The 22,014-nt window shown below is 66.0% G+C and carries 16 protein-coding genes; 3 read left to right on the top strand and 13 right to left on the bottom strand.

All coding sequences use genetic code 11. From position 1 onward, the window contains the following. Positions 1-38: 38 nt before the first annotated feature. The 7 genes from L1787_RS20695 to L1787_RS20665 all read right to left on the bottom strand — a co-directional run bounded on the left by L1787_RS20695 (position 39) and on the right by L1787_RS20665 (position 6,901). A complete protein-coding gene (locus L1787_RS20695) occupies positions 39-185 on the bottom strand; it encodes a YdcH family protein (protein ID WP_235711038.1) in 147 nt (48 codons plus the stop codon). A 96-nt stretch (positions 186-281) separates the two neighbouring features. Beyond that, a complete protein-coding gene (locus tag L1787_RS20690; protein ID WP_235711000.1) occupies positions 282-1,511 on the bottom strand; it encodes a multidrug effflux MFS transporter in 1,230 nt (409 codons plus the stop codon). Positions 1,512-1,673: 162 nt separating this feature from the next. After that, positions 1,674-2,792: an AbrB family transcriptional regulator gene (locus L1787_RS20685; protein WP_235710999.1), complete on the bottom strand. Its 1,119-nt coding sequence runs from the start codon at positions 2,790-2,792 to the stop codon at positions 1,674-1,676. 80 nt (positions 2,793-2,872) lie between these two features. After that, positions 2,873-4,291 (bottom strand): glutamate synthase subunit beta, encoded by a 1,419-nt coding sequence (locus tag L1787_RS20680; protein ID WP_235710998.1) that lies wholly within the window; start codon positions 4,289-4,291, stop codon positions 2,873-2,875. A 103-nt stretch (positions 4,292-4,394) separates the two neighbouring features. Beyond that, positions 4,395-5,372, bottom strand: coding sequence for a 5'-methylthioadenosine/S-adenosylhomocysteine nucleosidase (locus L1787_RS20675; protein ID WP_235710997.1), 978 nt, complete (start codon positions 5,370-5,372; stop codon positions 4,395-4,397). Positions 5,373-5,519: 147 nt separating this feature from the next. After that, positions 5,520-5,951, bottom strand: coding sequence for a hypothetical protein (locus tag L1787_RS20670; RefSeq protein WP_235710996.1), 432 nt, complete (start codon positions 5,949-5,951; stop codon positions 5,520-5,522). Positions 5,952-6,049: 98 nt separating this feature from the next. Beyond that, the gene (locus L1787_RS20665) at positions 6,050-6,901 is read right to left on the bottom strand and encodes a 23S rRNA (adenine(2030)-N(6))-methyltransferase RlmJ (RefSeq protein ID WP_235710995.1); all 852 of its coding nucleotides are present in this window, start codon (positions 6,899-6,901) and stop codon (positions 6,050-6,052) included. A gap of 70 nt (positions 6,902-6,971) precedes the next feature. Here L1787_RS20665 and folB point away from each other — a divergent pair, with 70 nt between their 5' ends. Further along, on the top strand, positions 6,972-7,334 hold the full coding sequence (gene folB / locus L1787_RS20660) for a dihydroneopterin aldolase (RefSeq protein ID WP_235710994.1): 363 nt from the start codon (positions 6,972-6,974) through the stop codon (positions 7,332-7,334). Between the two features lie 75 nt (positions 7,335-7,409). Here folB and gltB read toward each other — a convergent pair whose 3' ends face one another. Then, positions 7,410-12,152 (bottom strand): glutamate synthase large subunit, encoded by a 4,743-nt coding sequence (gltB, locus tag L1787_RS20655; protein WP_439648308.1) that lies wholly within the window; start codon positions 12,150-12,152, stop codon positions 7,410-7,412. Between the two features lie 443 nt (positions 12,153-12,595). On the opposite strand from gltB, the gene L1787_RS20650 reads away from it, so the two are divergent. After that, complete coding sequence (locus L1787_RS20650; protein ID WP_235710992.1) at positions 12,596-13,513, top strand: alpha/beta hydrolase; 918 nt, start codon at positions 12,596-12,598, stop codon at positions 13,511-13,513. Here L1787_RS20650 and L1787_RS20645 read toward each other — a convergent pair whose 3' ends face one another. Further along, a complete protein-coding gene (locus L1787_RS20645; protein ID WP_235710991.1) occupies positions 13,514-15,415 on the bottom strand; it encodes an ABC transporter ATP-binding protein in 1,902 nt (633 codons plus the stop codon). Between the two features lie 741 nt (positions 15,416-16,156). Between L1787_RS20645 and L1787_RS20640 the strand changes: the two genes are divergently transcribed. Then, a complete protein-coding gene (locus tag L1787_RS20640) occupies positions 16,157-17,650 on the top strand; it encodes a calcium-binding protein (RefSeq protein WP_235710990.1) in 1,494 nt (497 codons plus the stop codon). Between the two features lie 158 nt (positions 17,651-17,808). Here the strand turns inward: L1787_RS20640 and L1787_RS20635 are convergent, their stop codons facing one another. The 4 genes from L1787_RS20635 to pcaD all read right to left on the bottom strand — a co-directional run bounded on the left by L1787_RS20635 (position 17,809) and on the right by pcaD (position 21,806). Continuing rightward, a complete protein-coding gene (locus tag L1787_RS20635; protein ID WP_235710989.1) occupies positions 17,809-19,131 on the bottom strand; it encodes a TRAP transporter large permease in 1,323 nt (440 codons plus the stop codon). Next, positions 19,131-19,664 carry a TRAP transporter small permease subunit gene (locus L1787_RS20630; RefSeq protein ID WP_235710988.1) on the bottom strand — a complete coding sequence of 178 codons (534 nt, stop codon included), beginning with the start codon at positions 19,662-19,664 and terminating at the stop codon, positions 19,131-19,133. Before L1787_RS20630 ends, L1787_RS20635 begins: the two co-directional genes overlap by 1 nt. 59 nt (positions 19,665-19,723) lie before the next feature. Then, complete coding sequence (locus L1787_RS20625; protein WP_235710987.1) at positions 19,724-20,761, bottom strand: TRAP transporter substrate-binding protein; 1,038 nt, start codon at positions 20,759-20,761, stop codon at positions 19,724-19,726. Positions 20,762-21,014: 253 nt separating this feature from the next. After that, positions 21,015-21,806 carry a 3-oxoadipate enol-lactonase gene (gene pcaD / locus L1787_RS20620; protein ID WP_235710986.1) on the bottom strand — a complete coding sequence of 264 codons (792 nt, stop codon included), beginning with the start codon at positions 21,804-21,806 and terminating at the stop codon, positions 21,015-21,017. Positions 21,807-22,014: the final 208 nt, after the last annotated feature.

The raw sequence follows: 22,014 nt of genomic DNA, 5'->3' as shown, positions 1-22,014 counted from the left end.
AACGGGAGAGAAGAACTCTCCCGTATTTTCTGTGTTCGTTAAGTTCTAAGACGCGCAATCTCGTCTTTGAGGCGGAGCTTTTCGCGTTTGATCTGTGCGGCGATTGTCGTGTCGACACTCGGTTTGGTCGCAAGTGACTGCAACTCAGCTTCAAGGGCAGCGTGCTTACGTTCCAGCGCAACCATGCGTGACTCTGCCGACATCGGCCCCTCCATGCTTAGCTATGCAAAGATTAGCACAGATCTCGGCGCCGTGTACACGTCTAGATTGAAAAGGAGCTATTACTCCGAATGCCCCTGAGAGGGTTGCAGGATGCGGCCTTTTTCCGTGATCGTGACGATGATGAGTACGATCGAAGCATAAATGAAATAGCCGAGGATCATCGGGTGCACCGTCTGGTCGTAAAGCTGGCCGAGCGTCCCGCCGAGAATCGCCCCCGCCCCCGTCATCACGAATCCCACGAACGCCGCGCCTGTCCCCGCGACGCGCCCCAACGGCTCCATCGCGATCGCGTTGAAATTCGGCAGGATCAGGCCGACTAGGAAGAAGCACAGAATGATGAAAGGCAGGAACACGAAGACCGGAATGATCGGCATCACGGCCATCACGATCGACATCAACCCGGCGAGCGCGACCATCAGCAACAGCGCACCGTGCGACAGAAAGCGCATCCCGAGCCGCTGCACGAGACGGGCGTTGACCAGCGAGGACACCACCATCGCCCCCGCCCCGCTCGCGAACACCAGCGGGAACCAGTCGACGATGCCGTAAATGTCGGCAAAGAGCTGCTGCGAGGTCGCGACATAGTTCATGAGGCAGCCAAACACGAAGCCGAGCGAGAGGACGTAACCGACCGTCTGGCGGCTGCCGACCATCGTGCGGATGGCGACGCGGACGCCCGCGCGGGTCTCCCCTTCGGCAAGCTCCGGGTTCGTCTCGCGCAGCCGCATGTAGATCCAACCGAACCCGACGATCGCGAACGCCAGCAGAAACACGAAAATGAGGTGCCACGAGCCGACGAGCGTGATGAAACTGCCGAGCGCCGGGGCGATGATCGGCACCATGATGAAGACGGTCATCACGAAGCTCATCACCTGGCTCATCGCGCGGCCGGAAAAGTTATCGCGAATGACGGCCACCGCGACGACGCGCGGCCCGGCCGCTCCGAGGCCCTGGATGACGCGGGCCACGAGGAGAACGGTGAACGATTCCGCGACCACCGCGAGGATCGCGCCGATCGAATAAATGACGAGACCGCCGAGGATCACCGGCCGGCGGCCGAAACGGTCCGAGATCGGCCCGGCGAAGAGATGCCCGGCCGCGAAAGACATCAAGTAAACAGTAACAATAAACTGTTGTTGGTTGGGGTCTGTGAGGCCGAAATCCGACGCCATGCTGGGCAATGCCACCAACATGATGTCCACGGACAGCGCAGTCAGCGCCATCATCATGGCCATCATCGTCACGAATTCAGCCATCGAGAGGCCAAGACCTTGTGCCCCACGGGTCATTGTCTAATCCTTATCATGCAGCCATGCGCCGCGACCGGGCGCACCAGGCATAGTCCGATGGAGCGCCGGGCAAAACATGCCGCGCCCCGGAGCCGTTCTCGCGAAGAAATACGGCCCGATTGCGAATGCCAGGCCCGTCACCGGACGGGCGTCCGGCGCGATCTAGCGAGGAGTGGCGGCGTCGAGAGTGTCGCGCTCGTCGGCGTCACGGACCTTGTCGGCGAACAACGCGATGACGAAGGGAACCGCGACCGCCAGCGCGATCATCCGCGTCGCGTGTAGCAGAGCGACGAACGCCACGTCGAACCCGAGAAGGAAGGTCAGAGCGATCATCGCGTCGAGCCCTCCAGGCGCATAGCCGAGAAACACCGCGCCCAGTGGAGCTTCAATTATTAGTGAGATGACGAAGGATATCGTCATCGCCACCGCGAACGCGGCGAGGAAAGCAAGGAGCGAGGCCGCCACCATCCGCTTCAGCCCTTGGCGCGTCACCGTCGAGAAGCGCACCGCCACCGATGAGCCGAGAACCGTGAAGGCGATCGCCGCGAGCCAGGCCGGCACCGCGATGGTGAGGAGCCCGGACCCGGAGAGGACCGTGCTCGTGAGGAGCGGGCCGAGCATCGTCGGCGCCGGCAGGCGGATCGCCTTGGCGGCATAGGCCGAGGCGAAGGCGAGGCCGAGCGTGACCGTGACATCGATGAGCGTGTAGTCGGGCGGCGCCGTGGAGCGGAGCCCGGCGGCGTCCGCTCCGCCGAGCGCGAAGGGCACCGCGGTGACGAGGATGATGAGCCGCGTCACTTGCGACATCACCACCCGCTCCATCCGCGCTCCCTGATCGAGCGACACCGCCACCACCAGCGAGAAGTTGCCGGGGATCGAACCGCACAGGCTCGACAACCGGTCCCATCCGCCGACATGGCGCAGAACCCAATAACTCGCGAGCGTCGCCCCCGCGATCACCGCGAAAAGGCCCACGATCGCGACCGGCAGAGCGCTGAGATGGGTGAGCCCCTCGGGCGTGATCCCCGCCCCGATCATCATGCCTAGCACCGAGAACGTGCCGTTGCGCATGACGTCTGGAATGTGGGTCGGCAGCTTGAAGACCACCCACAGCGTGACGAGCGCGGTGCTGCCGGTGAGGAACGCGGCCGGCGCGGAGAGCGCATAGAACGCAAAGCCACCCGCCGCGCCCACGCACAGCGTGACAAGCGTCAGGACGAGGGTGCGGACCTTGGGTGAGTCGCGACCGGGCGAACCGAAAGGGGGAAATGGCAAGGCCATTTCCCCCTTCTAGGACAAATCACCGCTGGACCGAAGCATGCGATTTTGCATTTCGGCCATTCGGTGAACGATGATCTCGCTCAGCGCGGCAGCGTGGTCTCACCCATGAGGTCGAGATCGATGGCGCGGGCCGCCTGGCGCCCTTCGCGGATCGCCCACACAACCAGGGATTGTCCACGCCGAACGTCGCCGGCGGCATACACCTTGTCGACGTTGGTGCGATAATCGTCCGTGTTCGCGGCGATGTTGGTGCGCCCGTCGAGCGAGAAATCGTAGGCCTTCAGATACGTGTCGAGGAGCGGCCCGGAAAAGCCGATCGCCACGAGGACGAGATCGGCGCGAATGTCGAACTCGGTGCCCTCGATCGGACGGCGCGAGGGGTCGACGCGGGCGCAGCGCACGTGCGTCGCACGCCCGTTCTTGCCGATGATCTCCAGCGTCGCGGCGGCGAACTCACGGTCCGCGCCCTCCGCCTGGCTCGACGAGGTGCGGAACTTGGTCGGCCAATAGGGCCACACGATGTCTTTGTTCTCGCGCACCGGCGGCATCGGGCGAATGTCGAGCTGGGTCACCTGAAGGGCGCCCTGACGGATCGACGTGCCGATGCAGTCCGATGCCGTGTCGCCGCCGCCGATCACCACGACATGCTTGCCGGAGGCGACGATCGGCATGTCGTCGAACGGCTCGCGTCCGACGCGGCGGTTCTGCTGGACGAGGAACGGCATCGCATAATGAACGCCTTCGAGCTCGACGCCCGGAAGCCCCGGATCGCGCGGCCGCTCGGCGCCCGTCGTCAGCAACACCGCGTCGTGCTTGTCGACGAGGGCGCGCAGGCCGTCGGCGTCGATATTGGCGCCATAGTGGAAGAGGACGCCTTCGGCCTCCATCTGCTGGGCGCGCCGGTCGATGATCCCCTTCTCCATCTTGAAGTCGGGAATGCCGTAGCGCAGAAGTCCGCCCGGCCGCGCATAGCGCTCATAGACGTGGACCTCGTGACCGACACGGGCGAGCTGCTGGGCGGCGGCGAGACCGGCCGACCCGGCGCCGACGATCGCAACGCTCTTCCCGGTCGAGCGGCCGGCCGGTTGCGGCGTGATCCAACCCGCGTCCCAGGCCTTGTCGGCGATCGCCTGCTCGACCGCCTTGATCGCCACCGGCGTGTTCTCGATGTTCAGCGTGCACGCCTCTTCGCACGGGGCGGGGCAGATGCGGCCGGTGAACTCGGGAAAGTTGTTGGTGGAGTGGAGGTTGCGCGCCGCGTCCTGCCAATCCTGGCGATAGACGAGATCGTTCCAATCGGGAATCTGATTGTCGACCGGGCAACCGGCATCGCTCTGGCAGAACGGAATGCCGCAATCCATGCACCGCGCCGCCTGCCGCTCCACTTCCGGATCGGTCAGCGGCAGCGTGAATTCTTTGAAGTGGCGAATGCGGTCCGATGCCGGCTGGTATTTCAGCTCTTGCCGGTCGATCTCCAGAAATCCGGTAACCTTGCCCATACGCTCGCTTTCTATCGGTTCCGGAGCGGAGTAATGACCCCGCGCCGGATCGTAAAGTGCCCCCGTCTGTCTCGGAGGTTTCTTTGCCCATCCGCCGATGTTTTCACTCGGCCGGCCGTGGCGTCTCGTCGTCCTTAGCAGAGCCCGCGCCATTTGCGTCACCTTTCGGTTCAACCCGCAAAAACGCCCGCACGAGGTCGGCGGAGTTCTGGGCCGCCAACGCGAAAAACACCGGCAGCTCGTTCTCGCCCTCACCGCCGCCGGCGAGATCCGACAGCGAGCGGAAGGCGATGAACGGAACCGAGTTGGTGTAGGCGACCTGCGCCACAGCGGCGCTTTCCATGTCGACGACGCGCGCCTCGAACGTGTCGAACACATAACGGCGAAAATCGGCATTGTCGACGAATGCCGAACCGGAGACGCCGTTGCCGCCGACGATCACCTCGGGCGTCTTGCCGAGGCATGTCGTGTCGGAGGAGCAGCGCGCAAGGGCAAAGCTCTCGGCCGCCTCCTTCGCCGCCTCCAGAAGCGCCGGATCCGCCGCGAACCAGAAGACGTCCTCCGGCTCCTCCGCCCCCTCACGGCGAACCTCCTCCGGTTGGGGGAAGATCATGCCATAATTGGCGAACGGCGCGTCGTAGAAGGACGGAAGCGCGTAGGCGCCGCCCTCCCCCTCGCGTGCGATCAGAACGTTGAAATAAGGCCCCCACGCCTCCGGGACGACGACATCGCCGATCGAGAGCGACGGGTCGATGCCGCCGGCGATGCCGGAAAAGACGATCGCGGTGATCTCGAAGCGGTCGAGCGCCATCTGCGTCGTCATCGCCGCATTCACCATGCCGACGCCCGACAAAAGGAGCACGACCTCCTCGCCCTCGAGCCGTCCCGTCACGTAACGGATACCGTGCTCGACGATCTCCTCGCGCGCCTCGACCCCGTCCTGCAGCGCGACCCACTCCGGCTCGAAGGCGGAGAGGATCGCGATGCGCGGCGTATCGTCGAGCGCCGCCGCGACGGTGGGGCCGGCGGCGAACAGCATGGCGGCGGTGGCGCACACGGCGCGCAGCGTCAATGTCGGCATGGACGTCCTCGCTGAGATCAAACCGGCTGAATGTGCCGAAGCGAGGCCGTCGACAAAAGTCGGAAACGTGTGGCGGCGCGGAACGTCGCCCTCAATATCGGCGGGTGTGGCGAGAACGCCCGGTCACGGCGCTCTCGTCACATCGTGTCAGCGGACGGAGAAGACGCGCCGCACGCCATATTCGCGCAGATAAGGGAACGCACGCGCAAGCGCGCCGTCGCACCCCGCCTCGTTGATGATGGCCATCTCGTTCGGCTCCACGACGAACGGGCGTGCGATCGGCACGCTCGTATAGTCGTTTCCGCGCGGCGTGTAGAAATTCAGCCAGATCGACACCGTAACCGGCACCGGATTGGCGTTCACGACACGCATGTTGGCGTTCCAACAGCCGTCCGCCCGAACCTCGAAGAGGCCGTTTTCGAGGATCGCGGCGCCGCGCCGCTCGAAGGCGGCGAACTCGTAAAGGAGCCCGCCGGAAGCGGTGACGGCGAGATCGGCCGCGCGGGTTGTCGGGGGAGCTGCGAGAGTTGCAAAGGCGACGAGGGCCAATGCGAAACGAATGAAACGCGCACGTAGCATGAGTTGTTACCTCCCGTGGTCGTTTCGGAAAATCTACCACAAGTGAGGCGTTCGTTGCGATTCAATCATGCAAACGGAGCAAGAATCCGAATCGGGGCCTATTCCTCCCCGCGCAGCCAGTTCACCCGCCACGACGCGCCCTCGCTTTGGCGCAGGATCGCGCAGAGGCGCGGCAGCAGGATCTCCAACTCGTCCACGAGCGTATAAGGCGGATTGACGATGACGAGACCCGAGCCCGACAGCCCCGCCTCGGCCCCTCCGCCCGTCACCGAAAGCTCGGCGACGAGCATCCGCGGAATGCCGAGCGCGGCAAGGTTCGCATGGAAGCGTCCAATCGGTGCCCCCATTTTCAGCGGATACCATAGGGCATAGATCCCGCCGGCGAAGCGGCGATAGGCGGCGCCGAGCCCCTCGACCATGCGCTCATATTCGCCCGGCGCCTCGAACGGCGGATCGACGAGGATGATCCCCCGCCTCTCCTTCGGCGGCAAATGCCCCCCGAGGGCGAGCCACCCGTCGAGCATCGTGACGCGGACCTGATGATCGCCGGCAAAGCGGCCGGCGAGCTCGCGATAATCGTCCGGGTGAAGTTCGATCGCCGACAAGCGGTCCTGTTTGCGCAGGAGCGCGCGCACGAGGAGCGGCGAGCCCGGATAGCGCTCGAGCCGCCCGCCTTCGTTGAAGCCCGCGACGACATCGAGATAGGGCGCGAGAAGCGCCCTCTCCTCGTCCCCCATCGGGGCCTCCATCAGACGGCCGATCCCCTCGCGCCACTCGCCGGTCTTCTGCGCCTCGTCGGAGGACAGGTCGTAAAGGCCGATGCCGGCGTGGGTGTCGATCACCCGGAAGGCCTTGTCCTTGCGCTTCAGATACGTGATGAGGCGCACGAGGATCGCGTGCTTCAAAATGTCGGCGAAATTTCCGGCATGATAGATGTGGCGATAGTTCAAGGGTGGCCTCGCCCTTTCTCGGCGGCATGGCGGCGCGATCGCGTCGCCGCCCGCCACAGCGGAGGGTGACGTGGACGCGATCCATCTGGAAGACCTCGCCTTTTACGCCTTTCACGGCCTTTATGACGAGGAGGCCCGGCTCGGCCAACGCTTTCACGTCGATCTCACCTGCTGGCTCGATCTCGGTCCGGCGAGCCGCTCGGACGATTACGGGCACACCGTCGATTATGGCGCGATCACATCCGCGATCGAACGCGTGGTGACGACGTCGCGCTTCAGGCTGATCGAGCGCCTCGCCGGCGCGATCGCGGAGGCGACCTTTGCCGTCGACGGGCGGATCGAACGGGTGCGGGTGCGCGTCCACAAGCCCGGCGCGCCGCTGCCGATCGCGGCCGGCCGCGTCAGCGTCGAGATCGAGCGCGACCGGGCCTGACGCCCGCCGAAACGGAAACAGGCGCGACCGGGTCGCGCCTGTCCGTCACTTTGGTGATGCGGGAGGCGAAGCGCCCTATTCGGCAGCAATGCCGAGGCGCTGAGACTCCATCTCTTCCATCGCGCGGCGATAGTCGACCGGCATGATCTTCACGAACTTGGGCCGGTACTCCTCCCAATGGTCGAGGATCATCTTGCCGCGAACCGAGCCGGTATATTCGACGTGGTTGACGATGAGCTGACGCAGCCGCTCGTCGTCATGGCGCGTCATGTTCGCCGTCACATCGACCCGGCCCTTGGTCTCGAGATCGCCGCCATGATGGTGCAGGCGCTCCATCAGGTCGTCTTCCTCCACCACCGGCTCGAGCTCGACCATCGCGAGATTGCAGCGCCGCGCGAAGTCGCCCGCCTCGTCGAGGACATAGGCGACACCGCCCGACATACCGGCCGCGAAGTTGCGACCCGTGTGCCCGATGACGGCGACGACGCCGCCCGTCATGTACTCGCACCCATGGTCGCCGACGCCTTCGACCACCGCGACGGCGCCCGAGTTGCGCACCGCGAAGCGCTCGCCCGCGACGCCGGCGAAGTAGCACTCACCCGCCACGGCGCCATAGAGAACCGTGTTGCCGACGATGATCGATTCGGCCGCGACGATGTGGGAATCGGGCCGCGGACGGACCACGATCCGCCCCCCGCAAAGGCCCTTGCCGACATAGTCGTTCGCATCGCCGGTGAGGTTCAGCGTCACGCCCTGGGCGAGCCAGGCGCCGAAGGACTGGCCGGCCGTCCCGGTGAGGTTCACCGTGATCGTGCCGTCCGGCAGGCCTTCCATCCCGTATTGTTGCGCGACCACGCCCGAGAGCATCGCGCCCACCGTCCGGTCGACGCTGTTGATCGGGGTGTCGATCGTGACGGGCTCGCCGTCCTCGAGCGCCGGACGCGCGCGGGCGATCAACTCGCGGTCGACCACGGTCTCGATCGGGTGCGCCTGAAGCGTCGTGTGGCGCTGCTCGTCCATCGGCGCGTTCATCTTGACGAACACCTTGCGGAAATCGAGCCCCTTCGCCTTGTAGTGATCGACGAGCCTCGTCTGGTCGAGGACTTCGACGCGGCCGGTCGCTTCCGCGAGCGTGCGGAAGCCGGACGCGGCGAGGTAGCGGCGCACCTCTTCGGCGACGAAGAACATGAAGTTGATCACGTGCTCCGGCTGCCCCTTGAAGCGGCGGCGCAGCACCGGGTCCTGCGTCGCGACACCCACCGGGCAGGTGTTGAGGTGGCACTTGCGCATCATGATGCAGCCGGTCGCGACGAGCGGCGCCGTCGAGAAGCCGAACTCGTCCGCGCCGAGGAGCGCACCGACGAAGACGTCGCGCCCGGTGCGCAGGCCGCCATCGACCTGCAACGCGATGCGCGAACGCAGGCCGTTCGCGACCAGCGTCTGGTGCGTCTCGGCAAGGCCCATCTCCCAGGGCGAGCCGGCGTGCTTGATCGAGGTGAGCGGCGACGCGCCCGTCCCGCCATCATAGCCCGCGATGGTGATGTGATCGGCCCGCGCCTTCGCAACGCCCGCCGCGACGGTGCCGCAACCGACCTCGGAGACGAGCTTGACCGAGATGTCGGCCGCCGGGTTCACGTTCTTCAGATCGAAGATGAGCTGCGCGAGATCCTCGATCGAGTAGATGTCATGGTGCGGCGGCGGCGAGATGAGACCGACGCCCGGCGTCGAATAGCGCAGCTTGGCGATGACCGCGTCGACCTTGTGACCCGGAAGCTGACCGCCTTCGCCGGGCTTTGCGCCCTGCGCGACCTTGATCTGGATCTGGTCGGCGTTGACGAGATATTCGGTCGTCACGCCGAAACGGCCGGACGCCACCTGCTTGATCGCCGAACGCTTCGACGCGCCGGACGGCAATGGCGTGAACCGCATCGGGTCCTCGCCGCCTTCGCCCGTGTTGGAGCGGCCGCCGATCTGGTTCATGGCGAGCGCCAGTGTCTCGTGCGCCTCCTTGGAGATGGCGCCGAGGCTCATCGCCCCCGTCACGAACCGCTTCACGATCTCGGCGGCGGGCTCCACCTCCTCGATCGGAACCGGCGCCGCGCCGAACTCCTCGGCATCCTTGATGCGGAAGAGACCGCGCACGTTGTAGCGGCCCGACTCCTCGTTCACGAGGCGGGAATATTCGTCGTATTTTTCCTGCGCGTTGAGGCGCACGGCGTGCTGAAGGCTCGCGACCGTGTCGGCGAGCCACATATGGTGCTCGCCGCGGGTGCGGAAGGCGTATTCGCCGCCGACCTCGAGCGAGCCGGCAAGGAGCACGTCGTCGGAGAAGGCAACCGTGTGACGGCGCACCGTCTCCTCGGCGACCTCCTCGAGGCCGACGCCCTCGATCATCGTCGCGGTGCCGAAGAAGAACTTGTCGACGAAGGCCTGCGACAGGCCGACCGCATCGAAGATCTGCGCGCCGCAATAGGACTGATAGGTCGAGATGCCCATCTTGGACATCACCTTCAGCATCCCCTTGTCGATCGACTTGATATAGCGCTGCACGACCTCGTGGTCGTCGACCTCCTCGGGGAAGGTCTTGTGCAGCTCCACCAGCGTCTCGAACGCGAGATAGGGGTTGATCGCCTCCGCGCCATAACCGGCGAGGACACAGAAATGGTGCACCTCACGCGGCTCGCCCGATTCCACCACGAGCCCGACCGAGGTGCGCAGGCCCTTGCGGATCAGGTGATGGTGGACGCCAGCCGTCGCGAGCAGCGCCGGAATCGCGATGCGATTGCGGGAGACCAGACGGTCCGACAGGATGATGATGTTGTAGCCGTCATGCACCGACTTCTCGGCGCGCTCGCACAGCCGCTCGATCATCGCCGCCATACCCGGCGCCCCACGATCCGCCGAATAGGTGATGTCCAGCGTCTTCGTGTGGAAATGGTTGTCGGCGATGTCGCCGATCTCGCGGATCTTCTCGAGATCGTCGTTCGTCAGGATCGGCTGACGCACCTCGAGCCGCTTCTTTTCCTGCAACCCGTCAATGTCGAACAGGTTCGGACGCGGGCCGATGAACGAGACGAGGCTCATCACGAGCTCTTCGCGGATCGGGTCGATCGGCGGGTTCGTGACCTGGGCGAAGTTCTGCTTGAAATAGGTGTAGAGCAGCTTCGAGCGGTCCGACAGCACCGAAAGCGGCGTGTCGGTGCCCATCGAGCCGAGCGCTTCCTGGCCGGTGATCGCCATCGGCGACAGGAGAAGCTTCAGATCCTCCTGCGTGTAGCCGAACGATTGCTGACGATCGAGCAGCGACTCGTTGGTGCGCGGCGCGCGCGGCCGCACGGTGCGCTGGTCTTCGAGCACGATCTGCGTCTTGTCGAGCCATTCGCCGTAAGGCTGGCTCGCCGCGAGGTGGTGCTTCACCTCCTCGTCGGAGATGAGGCGGTGCTCTTCGAGGTCGATGAGGAGCATGCGCCCCGGCTGGAGCCGCCATTTCTTGGCGATCCGCTCTTCCTCGATCGGCAGGACGCCCGCCTCCGAGCCCATCACGACGAGACCGTCATGGGTAATGCAGTACCGCGCGGGGCGCAGGCCGTTCCGGTCGAGCGTCGCGCCGATCTGGCGGCCGTCGGTGAAGACGATCGCGGCCGGCCCGTCCCATGGCTCCATCAGAGCGGCGTGGTACTCGTAGAAGGCGCGGCGCTCGTCATCCATCAGCGGGTTGCCGGCCCAGGCCTCGGGCACCAGCATCGCCATCGCATGGGCGAGCGAGTAGCCGCCCTGGACGAGGAATTCGAGCGCATTGTCGAAGCACGCCGTGTCGGACTGGCCCTCATAGGAGATCGGCCAGAGCTTGGAGATCTCCTCGCCGAACAGCTTCGAGGACGCCGACGCCTGACGCGCGGCCATCCAGTTCACGTTGCCCCGCAGCGTGTTGATCTCGCCGTTATGGGCGACCATCCGGTAGGGATGCGCGAGGCCCCAAGAGGGGAACGTGTTGGTGGAAAAGCGCTGATGGACGAGCGCCAGCGCCGAAGCGAAGCGCGGATCGCGCAGATCCTCGTAATATTCGCCGAGCTGATGGGCGAGGAACATGCCCTTATAGACGATCGTCCGGCACGACAGCGAGCAGATGACGAAGCCGCGATCGGCCGGCGGCGTCCCGTCATAGACGGTGTTCGAGATCACCTTGCGCAGGATGAAGAGCCGACGCTCGAACGCGTCGGCGTCCGTGATCTCTTCGCCCTGGCCGATGAAGAATTGGACGATCTCCGGCTCGGAGGCGAGCACGGAATCGGGCAGACACGCGGAATTCACCGGCACGTCGCGCCAGCCGAGCAGACGCTGCCCTTCGGCCTTCACGACATCCTCGATCACGCCGCGCTGCGCGCTCCCCTTCGGCAGGAACACCATGCCGACGGCATATTCGCCGGGCGCGGGCAGCGTGAAGCCGAGGCGCTCGGCCTCTGCGGCGAAGAATTCGTGCGGGAGCTGGACGAGCATGCCCGCCCCGTCGCCCATCTCCGGGTCCGCGCCCACCGCACCGCGATGGGTGAGGTTCACGAGGATCTGGAGGCCTTTTTCGATGATCGAATGGTCGGCGCGGTTGTGGATATCGGCAACGAAACCGACGCCGCAGGCATCGTGCTCACGATCGGCGCGATAGAGGCCATCGGTCGGTGCACGGCGCGGCGCTTTGGTGGTCGCTTTGATGGTCTCGGCGATCGACGCATTGTTCGTCGCGGCGGTCGCCGCGGCGTCACGTTGGGCATCGATCGCCACGTGGGATGATCCTGCGATTGTCACCGCTCTTGTCATCGTCATCCTCCTTTGGCCCGACCATCCGGGCACGCCTCCTCATCGGGTCGCTCGCCTCCCGCAGGACGAACGGCTCGAGCACCCGTCACATTGTTCGGAGGCTCGTCTGACGTGCGGCCGCAATCTCAATTTGCCGCAACGTGGCCGTCGCATATAGCGGTTTTGGCGCGGTCCGCAAATGCCGCCATGGCATACCATGGCCGCGATCACTGCTTCCGTCCCACCCGGGTTCGCGCTCGGCTCGCCGACACGGCGTGCCGCGCCGTCGAAACCGGCCTGCGACATGCCCGTCGGCCACGCCGCCCCGAACCCTGTTTGCAAAGTCGGGGCCGACTGAACCGGCACGGCTCTTCTGTGCGAACTTGCGAACGATTATGCAAGAGGTGACGCAACGGAAAGGTGGTATCTTGCCGGCACGACGACGACATAGACTGATCACGATTGCCGCGATGCTGGCCGTTCTGATCGCGCTCTTCCTAGGGTCCGGCTGGCTCTACGCCTTTAATGCAGAGCGCACCCACCGCCACCACAATCCGTTCGACGCTGACGGCGTTATTTTGAAGGCCGAACCGCAATCCTTGCGCCGCGGCTCCGCGACGCTCGTGGTTCTTCTCCACGGATTCGGCGCCTCGCCGATGACGATGGCGCCGATCGCCGAGCGCTTCGCGGCCGAGACGGACTATGACCTTTGGCGCCCCCTCCTCCTCGATCATGGCCGAACGCTCGCCGAATTCCGCACCTTCGCCCCCTCTGCGATTCGCGACGATTTCGCCGCACGCCTCGCCGAACGGGCGGCGGACTATGAACGCGTCGTCCTCGTCGGCCATTCGTTCGGCGGTGCGCTCGTTTCCGACCTTTTGACGTCGGGCGGGCTCGATCCGAAGGTCCGCACGATCCTGATGGCGCCGGCCATCCACATTCCGGCCGACACGCCGACGAACCGCATCGCGCTCGGTGCCTTCCGCCTCTGGTCGCCTTATTGCGACATCGTCGCCCTCGGGTGCGGCGTGCCGAACCCACGGGCGAGCGACGGGCCGGTCCGCGCGGCGATCTTCGCGCAGAATATCTTCTTCTATCTGGTGCCCGACGCGGTGCTGCGCCTCTTCGATTATGGCGCCTCGCTCACCGCCCGCGTCGCCGCCTACCCCGGACGGGTCGATATCGTGATGGCGCGCGATGACGGGGACGTCTCGTTTCCCGCGACCGAGGCGATGTGCGCCTCGATGGCAAATTGCCGGCTCCACGCGCTCCCCTCCGGCTCCCACCTTCCGCAATTCGGCCCCTCGCTCGATCCGCTCGCCGCGATCCTGATCGCGCTCGCGGCCGACCCCGCCGCCGTCTGTGGCGAGGGGTGCGACACGCTCTGACTATTCGGCGGCCTGGAGGAAGCCGCCGGATTGGCGTGACCACAGATCGGCATAAAGGCCGCCGCGGGCGAGTAGCGTCTGGTGGGGGCCGCTTTCCACCACCCGGCCCTCGTCCATCACGACGATGCGGTCCATCGCGGCGATCGTCGACAGGCGGTGCGCGATGGCGACGACGGTCTTGTTCTCCATCACCGCGTCGAGCGCCTCCTGGATGTCGGCCTCGACCTCCGAATCGAGCGCGCTCGTCGCCTCGTCGAGCACGAGGATCGGGGCGTCCTTCAAGATCGCGCGCGCCAGTGCGATCCGCTGGCGCTGGCCGCCGGAGAGCTTCACCCCGCGCTCGCCGAGATGGGCCTCATAGCCGGTCCGCCCGCGCCCATCGCGAAGGTGAGCGATGAACTCGTCCGCCCGCGCCCGCCGCGCCGCCTCGACCGCCGCCTCGTGCCCGGCGTCGGGGCGGCCGTAGAGGACGTTGTCGAGGGCGGAGCGGTTGAAGATCGCCGTCTCCTGCGTCACCGTCGAGATCGCCCGGCGAAGCCCGTCCTGCGTCAGGTCGCGAATATCGACGCCGTCGAGCGTGATCCGCCCCTCCTCCACTTCATAGAGCCGCAAGAGCAGCGAGACCGCCGTCGACTTGCCCGCCCCGGACCGGCCGACGAGGCCGACCTTCTCACCCGGCTTCACGTCGAGATCGAGATGGTGGACGCCGCCGATCGTGCGGCCATAGCGGAAGGTGACATCCTCGAAGCGGATGTGACCGCGGGTCACGACGGGCTCCTTCGCGGCCGGCCGATCGACCACCTGATGCGGCGGGGAGAGTGTCGCCGCGCCATCCTCGATGGTGCCGAGCTCGCCGAAGATCGACAGCGCCGACTGCGCCATCCAGTTCGACATCGCGGTGAGGCGCAACGTCATCATCGCCGCCATGGCGATGACGCCGAGGCTTGCCTGCCCGGTGTGGAAGAACCACAACGCGCCGCCGATCATCGCGATCGTGATGATGATGTTCATCACCGCCATGATGACGCGCATCGTCATCATGGAGCGGCCGAATTTCAGCCCCGTCTGCCGGAACCCTTCGAGGGCGCGGTGGGCGGCGTCCTCCTCGCGCTTGGCGTGGGCAAAGAGTTTCACCGTCTTGATGTGGCTGAGACTGTCGACGAGCTGGCCCGTCACCGTGGCGCGCGCCGCCGCCCGCGCCTTCGCCCGCGCCCGGATGCGCGGCACGCCCCAGCGCAGCGCGAACACGAACCCCGCCGCCCAGAGGAGCACGATCACGCCGAGCCAAGGCTCGGCCGAGCCGAGGATCGCGACCATCGTCACGATATAGGCGACGAGCATCCCGAGCGCCGTCAGGGTATCGACCACCACCGTCGTCAACGCGTTCGCGGTCTGGGACTGCTTTTGCGCGATGCGGCCGGTGAAGTCCTCCTCGAAGAAGGTCATCGCCTGGCCGAGCGTGTGGCGGTGGAGGCGCCAGATCGTCATCGGGTTGAGGCCGGGGCCGAGGGCGAGTGAGGTCATCGCGCTCTGGCCGAGCTGCGTCACCGGCTTCGCGATCACCACAAAGAAGAGAAGAAGGGCGAGGAACGGCCATTCCTGCGCGAAGATCTCCGCCGGGCCGACCGCCGCCGCCCGGTCGACGAGACTGCCGATCAGATAGAACACCACCGCCTCCGCCGCCCCGAAGGACAACGAGAACAGCGCAAGAAGCACGATCGCCCAGCCCGTGTCCCTCAGCGCCCAGCGCAGAAAGGGAAGAAGCTCCGAAGGCGGACGCGCCGCATCATAATCGTGAAATGGCCTGATGATCCGCTCGAAGGGCGCAAATGCCCGGTGAAACGGCTCGGTCTCCGGGAGCGTGTCCGGATCAGGGGTTCTGATCTTCGCACCGTCTGTCACACGCGTCCTTTCCGCCGCCTCGAAAGACGGCGCAACTGCACAGCAAAGGAAGGCGATCGCCCGTACGGCGCATCGCTCGCAAGGGCCGGTCGATCGCACGCGCCGACGGGTCGGGGAGCGGCGGGCCTTGCTCTCATCATGTGGCGCATACGGCGCGTCATGGAAGTGGATGCGGATTGGCCGGCGCCCACTTCACCTCGGCGCCGGTCGCGCGGACGATCCGCGCCGACGTCGACCCGGCCGCACGTCTATAACGAGATCGTGATCGGCGCATCGAGGCCGGCGCCACGGAACCCGGCGGCGGCCCTCGTCACGACGGCGCATCGGGCGCCGAACCATCGGCCTCCAGGCCTCGGCACCACTTTAAGCCACATTCGAGACACATACGGGGCGCGGATCTTTCAAGGAAAGACCGCAGACATTTGCGCCTTATTTCACAAATTGCGCCCCAACCTTCCCATCATGTGACGCATTGTCGAAAAAATATGACGCATCGGCAAAACGCGCCTTGTCTCCAATTGTGTCTTCCGTATATCTATCGCCATAATTAAAGAAAATCGGCTGGTCAGACCGTCTCTCTTCGAGATTGATCTGTGCGCTGGGGGGCGCCGGACTGGATTGATGTATATCCGCCTCTGTGGCCGACCGACCTCCGGGTAATCGCGTCAAATTTGTCGACAACACAGCGCACCCTGCGCAGCCGCGCGGGTTGCGATGACTTACATCATCGGGGTGAGCACTATGTTTCCCATCTTCGGAACGATCTTCAGCGATTTTCTCATCGGAGGGCCGCTTCGGAATCTCATCGTCGGCTTCACGGGCCATGACAGGATCTTCGCCGGCGGCAACGACGACACCGTGCTCGGCGGCTTCGGCGACGACTCGATCTATGGCGGCGACGGCGACGACCGCATCTATGGCGGGCCGGGCGACGATTCCATCATGGGCGGAAGCGGCTCGGACACGATCTACGGCCAGAAGGGCGACGACGAGATCTTCGGCGGCGCGGGCGACGATTCCCTCATGGGCGGCGACGGCGAGGACTATCTGAGCGGCGGCAACGGCGCGGATATCCTCTATGGCGGCGACGGCAACGATTACCTCCTCGGCGGCAACAACACCGACACGCTGCATGGCGGCGACGGCGACGACCAGCTGTTCGGCGAAGCGGGTGATGACAGCCTCGTCGGCGGTTTCGGTGCCGACTACCTCTCCGGCGGCGATGGCGCCGACGACCTGCAGGGCGGTGACGGCAACGACACCCTGGATGGCGATGGCGGGGACGACGTCATGGACGGCGGCCTCGGCGAGGATTCCATGAATGGCGGCGCCGGCAACGACACCATGACCGGCGGTGACGGCGACGACCATCTCGACGGCTGCGATGGCGACGACGAAATGTCGGGCGGTCAGGGCGCCGATTATATTCTCGGCGGCGCCGGCAACGACCACATGGATGGTGGCTCCGAGAACGACTATCTCGAGGGCAATGACGGAAACGACACCATCCTCGGCGGCGACGGCAACGACACGGTCAATGGCGGCGCCGACGACGATTCGATCATGGGCGGCGCGGGCGAGGACAGCCTCAACGGCTCGGCCGGCAACGACTTCATCGACGGCGGCGACGACAACGACGTCATCTTTGGCGGGTCGGGCGAAGACATCATCCTCGGTCAGGCCGGCGACGATACGCTAAGCGGCGAAAGCGACAATGACAGCATCGAGGGCGGCGCCGGCGCCGATTCGATCAGCGGCGGCAGCGGCGACGACCAGCTTTATGGCGGCGCGGACAACGACTGGATCGGCGGCGGCTCGGACGACGATTCCCTCTTCGGCGGCGACGGTGACGACGTCCTCGTCGGCGGTACGGGCAACGACACGCTGGACGGCGGGCTCGGCGACGACGTGATGACGGGTGACGAGGTCGGCGTCGATGCGGAAACGATCGAGGCGCGCAACGTCTTCCAGCTCGGCGACGTCAGCGGCACCGATACCGGCGCGGACACGATCACCGATTTCGACGTCCGCACCATCGGCGAGCAGTATTTCGACACCCTGGAATTCGACTTTAAGGGCACGCACTACACGCTCGACTCGGCGCTCGATTTCACCCTCTTCACGATCCTCCTCAACACCGACTTCGATCCGACGACCTCCGCGACGGTCATCGGCTCCGACCTCCTCTTCGTCTTCGACGGGGGCGGCTCGGTTCTGATCGAAGACATTATCTGAGGTATCGGCCGGGGGCGCGGCCAGCGCCCCCCATCCGTCTCAAGGCGCGCGGCCAGCGCGCCCCATAATATTCTGAAGAGGCGCGGCGAGCGCGCTTACACGACCGCTGGAGCGAGGCTTCAGCGGTCGTTTCGTAACGGCCCGTCGCGGCGGCGCCGTCAGCCGGCGAGGAGACGCGGCAGGACGAGCGCGATCGGCGGCACCGCGACGAGCAGCACGACGCGCACGATCTCGGAGGCGAAGAACGGCATCACGCCCTTGAAGGTCTGCCGCATCGGCACACCGTCGGCGAGCTGGCTGATGATGAAGACGTTGAGCCCGACCGGCGGCGTGATCAGCCCGAGCTCGACCACGACGAGGATGATGATCCCGAACCAGACCTTCACCTCCTCCGGCCCGAGCCCGAAATCCTGCCCGGCGATGACCGGCCAGACGAACGGCACGGCGAGGATCACCATCGACAGCGAATCCATCAGGCACCCGAGGACGAGGAAGGCGACGATCACCACGACGAGGATCGCATAGGGCCCAAGCCCACTTTCGGTGAGAAAGCCGGCGGCGGCCTGCGGAACGCCCGCCCGCGCCATGAAGATCGTCAGGAGCTGCGCGCCGAAGAGGATGAGATAGATCATTCCGGCAAAGCGCGCCGTCTCGAGGAGCGCGTCGACGAAGGCGCGCAACGTGAGGCCGGTGCGAACGATCCCGTAAAGCGCGACGAGGACGACGCCGATCGCAGCCGCCGGCGTCGGATTGTAGATCCCCGCATAGATCCCGCCGATCACGATGAGGAAGATCACCGCCACGGGGACGACGCCGAGGCTCGCCGCGACGAGTTCCTCCCGGTCCACCGCCTCCCCTTCCGGCCCGGATCCCGGCACGAGGCGCACATAGAGGGCGACGGTGAGCACGAAGAAGACGAGCGCCAGGAGGCCCGGCAGGAGCGCCGCCGCGAACATCGTCACGATGTTCGCCTCCACGGTGATCGCGTAGACGATCAACACCACCGACGGCGGGATCAGGATGCCGAGCGTGCCGCCCGCGGCGATGGTCCCGGTCGCGAGCTGGTCGGAAAAGCGGTAGCGCTTCAATTGGGGCAGCGCGACCTGGCCCATGGTCGACGCCGTCGCAGTGGACGAGCCGCAGAGCGCGCCAAATCCCGCGCAGGCGACGAGCGAGGCCATCGCGAGGCCGCCGCGAAACCGCCCGAGCCACGCGTTCGCGGCGCGAAAGAGCGCCCGCGACAGCCCCGTCCGCTCCGTCAACGCCCCCATCAGGATGAACATCGGCAGGACGGACAGATCGTAGTTCGAGAAGGTCGCGTAGCCGAGATCCTTCAACTGACTGAAGAGGATCATCGGCCGCGTCTGAACCATGATGCCGACCGCACCGACGAGGATCATCGCATAGGCGATCGGCACCCGGACGACGATGAGGCCGACGAGCGCGCCGAGACCGGACAGGCCGAGAACGATACCGTCCATCAACCGGCCTCCTCGGCCCGCGTTTGGCGCGGCGGCAGATAAGGCGCCCGCCCGGCAAGCGCCCGCACCCCGTCGAGCGCCGTCAGGATCGCGGCGAGCGCGAGGAGAGCGAGGGACACGAGAATCGGCGGAAAAGCCGTCCAGAGCGGCAGCTTCAGGACCGGCGTCACCTCGACATAAGAGCGGTAGCTCTCATAGCCGAGCGCCATCTGGCGCAGGAGCACCAGCGCGACGAGGAGCGCGATCAACGAGGCGGCGAGCCCCATCGCGCTCTTCGTGCGCGCCCCCATCCGCTCGGTGAAGATATCGACGCTGACATTCGCGCCGACGAGCTGGCAGTAGGGCAGAAACATGAAGACCACCACCGCGATCACGTGCTTGATGAGCTCGTGATCGGCGGCAAACGGCTTGCTCCAGAGGAGGTTCGAGAGGGCGCTCGCCGCCGTCATCACCGCGATGGCGGCAGCGGCGAACCCGCCGAGCACCGCCCATGCCGTGACGAGCCGCGCCGCAACGCGCACGAGCCGCGCCATGCGCCCGGTCGCGATGACCGGAGCGCTGCGAGCCCCGTTGTCGCGCGCCCCCTCCCGCCTCAAGGCTTGGCGGACGTGTTTCTCGCGATCGCCTCCCGCGCCGTCTCGACGAGGGCTGCGCCGTCGATGTCCGGATGGGAGTCGATCCACGCGTCGACCGTCGGCGCGAGGACGGCGTTGAAGGCGTCCATCTCCTCGCGGGAGAGGATGATGCGCTCGTTGCCGGCCTCGACCGCCGCGGCGATCGCCTCCTCGTCCGCGCGCGCCCAGACCTCGGCGAGCTCGCGCAGCCAGGCTTCGCCGGTGTTCTCGGTAAGAATCGCCTTGAGATCGTCCGGCAATTCGTTCCAACGCGCCTCGTTCATCGAGAGCTGGAAGACGGTGCCGCCGAAGCGCTCATTGTCGGGCCCCTCGATATGATAGTTCGTCACATCCTCGAGCTGGAGCGAGGGCATGATCTCGTAAGGAATGAGCGCCCCGTCGACGACGCCCGTCGTCAGCGCCTGCGGCAATTCGGGGACCGGCATCGTGACCGGCGTCGCACCGAGCGCCTCGACCACCGCATTCGCGGTCGGGTTCGGCACGCGCAGCTTCATCCCCTTCGTATCGTCCGGGGAACGGACCGGGGTGTCGGCGGTCTGCAGCGCGTTGCCGGCATGGACATGAAGCCAGAGGACGTGAAGACCGCGATACTCCTCGGCGAGGTCCTCCTCGAACATCTCGCGCATCGCCAGATTGGTCGCTTCGATATCGCCGTTGAAGACGGTCGGCAGCTCGAACACCTCGGTGCGCGGAAAGAGGCCGGGCGTGTAGCCGTTCACCGTCCACACGATATCGGAGACACCATCGACCGCCTGCCGCACGAGTTGGGGCGGCGCGCCGCCGAGGCTCATCGACGGATAGATCTCGATCTTGATCCGACCGTCCGAGGCCTCCTCGATCCGCTCCGCCCACGGCGCCAGCATGTTGACGTGCGTGCTGGATTTTGGGCTCAGAAAATGGTGCAGCGTGAGCGTCACCTCCTGCGCCATGGCGGTACCGGACAGCATCGTCAGGCCGATCGCCGTCGTCAGGGTCAGGAAGGGTTTGCCTCGCATGGTCGTTTGCTCCGTCCGTCCGTGCCCGAAAGGGCTTTCATTGCCGCCGGCAGGAACGCGCGCATGTCGGCGCGCCGAGCGGGACACCGCCCGGCCGCGACGCGCGACCTGCCGAACACGTGCCGCTATAGCGAAAGGCCGGCCGAAGTTCGCCCCTCCGAGACGATTTTTCGGCCCGAATCCGAGAATTTTAAGGATCGGCGCCGAAAATTTCGGTTCGATTGAAACGTTTTAAGTTTCAACAAAATGCGGATCAGAGGCCGCTCGCGTCGAGAAAGTCCACGATGTGCCCGGCGAGAGCGTCGGGCGCGTCGATGCACGGGATGTGGCCGGACCCGGCCATCTCGACATAGCGTGCACCGGGGATCCGCTCGGCCGTCTCCTTGAGGAGCGCGGGCGGGCAGGATTTGTCCTCCGAGCCGGCGATCGCGAGCGTCGGCGCCGTGATCGCGCGGGACGGCTCGCGAAGATCGGCGTCGCGCAGCATGGTGCAGATCTCGATATAACCGGGCGCGGTCTGGCGGACGAGCATGTTGCGGATCCCCGCCAGTGTCGTCGCCTCCCCGGCGTGGAAGGATGGCGGGAACCAGCGGCCGAGCGTCGCCTCGCGGAGGGCCTCGATGCCGCCTTCGCGCACGGCGGCGATGCGGCGATCCCAATCGTCGGCGGTCGAGATCTTGGCGCCGGTGCAGCACAGGATCAGCGCCGCGACCCGATCGGGATGGGCAACGCCGGTGCCGATCGCGATCGTGCCGCCGACGGACAGGCCGCAGACCACCGCCTTCTCCACCCCGAAATGATCGAGAAGCGCGATCACGTCGCCGACATGAATGTCGAGCGTCGAGGCCGGTGCGATATCGGTGAGGCCGTGCCCGCGATTGTCGTAGCGGATGATGCCATAGCGCTCCGGCAGGGCGGCGACGACGGCGTCCCATGTGCGAAAATCGGTGCCGAGCGAATTGGAGAAGAGGATCGTCGGCGCACCCGGCGCGGCGAGACGCGCCTCGCAATGGAACACCACCCCGGACAGTTCGACAAACGGCATAACCGATCTCCCGGCGAGCGCATTCGACGCCCGCTCACGAATAGACACGGGGGCCTTTTAGCAACACGGCCCGCGACGTTGAAGGCGCCCGGCACCGCGCCCCCCGCGGCGCGACGCGGCGCGTCACAGTAGCAGACGGCTGCACGGCAGTTCTGTTGCCAATTCTGTTGAAGGCGTGGTGGTAAAAAGTTGCCACGCGGCGGGGATT

It is taken from the genome of Acuticoccus kalidii (genome assembly GCF_021556395.1).
GTDB classification, from domain to species: domain Bacteria; phylum Pseudomonadota; class Alphaproteobacteria; order Rhizobiales; family Amorphaceae; genus Acuticoccus; species Acuticoccus kalidii.
This window is presented reverse-complemented; position numbering and strand designations above follow the sequence as displayed.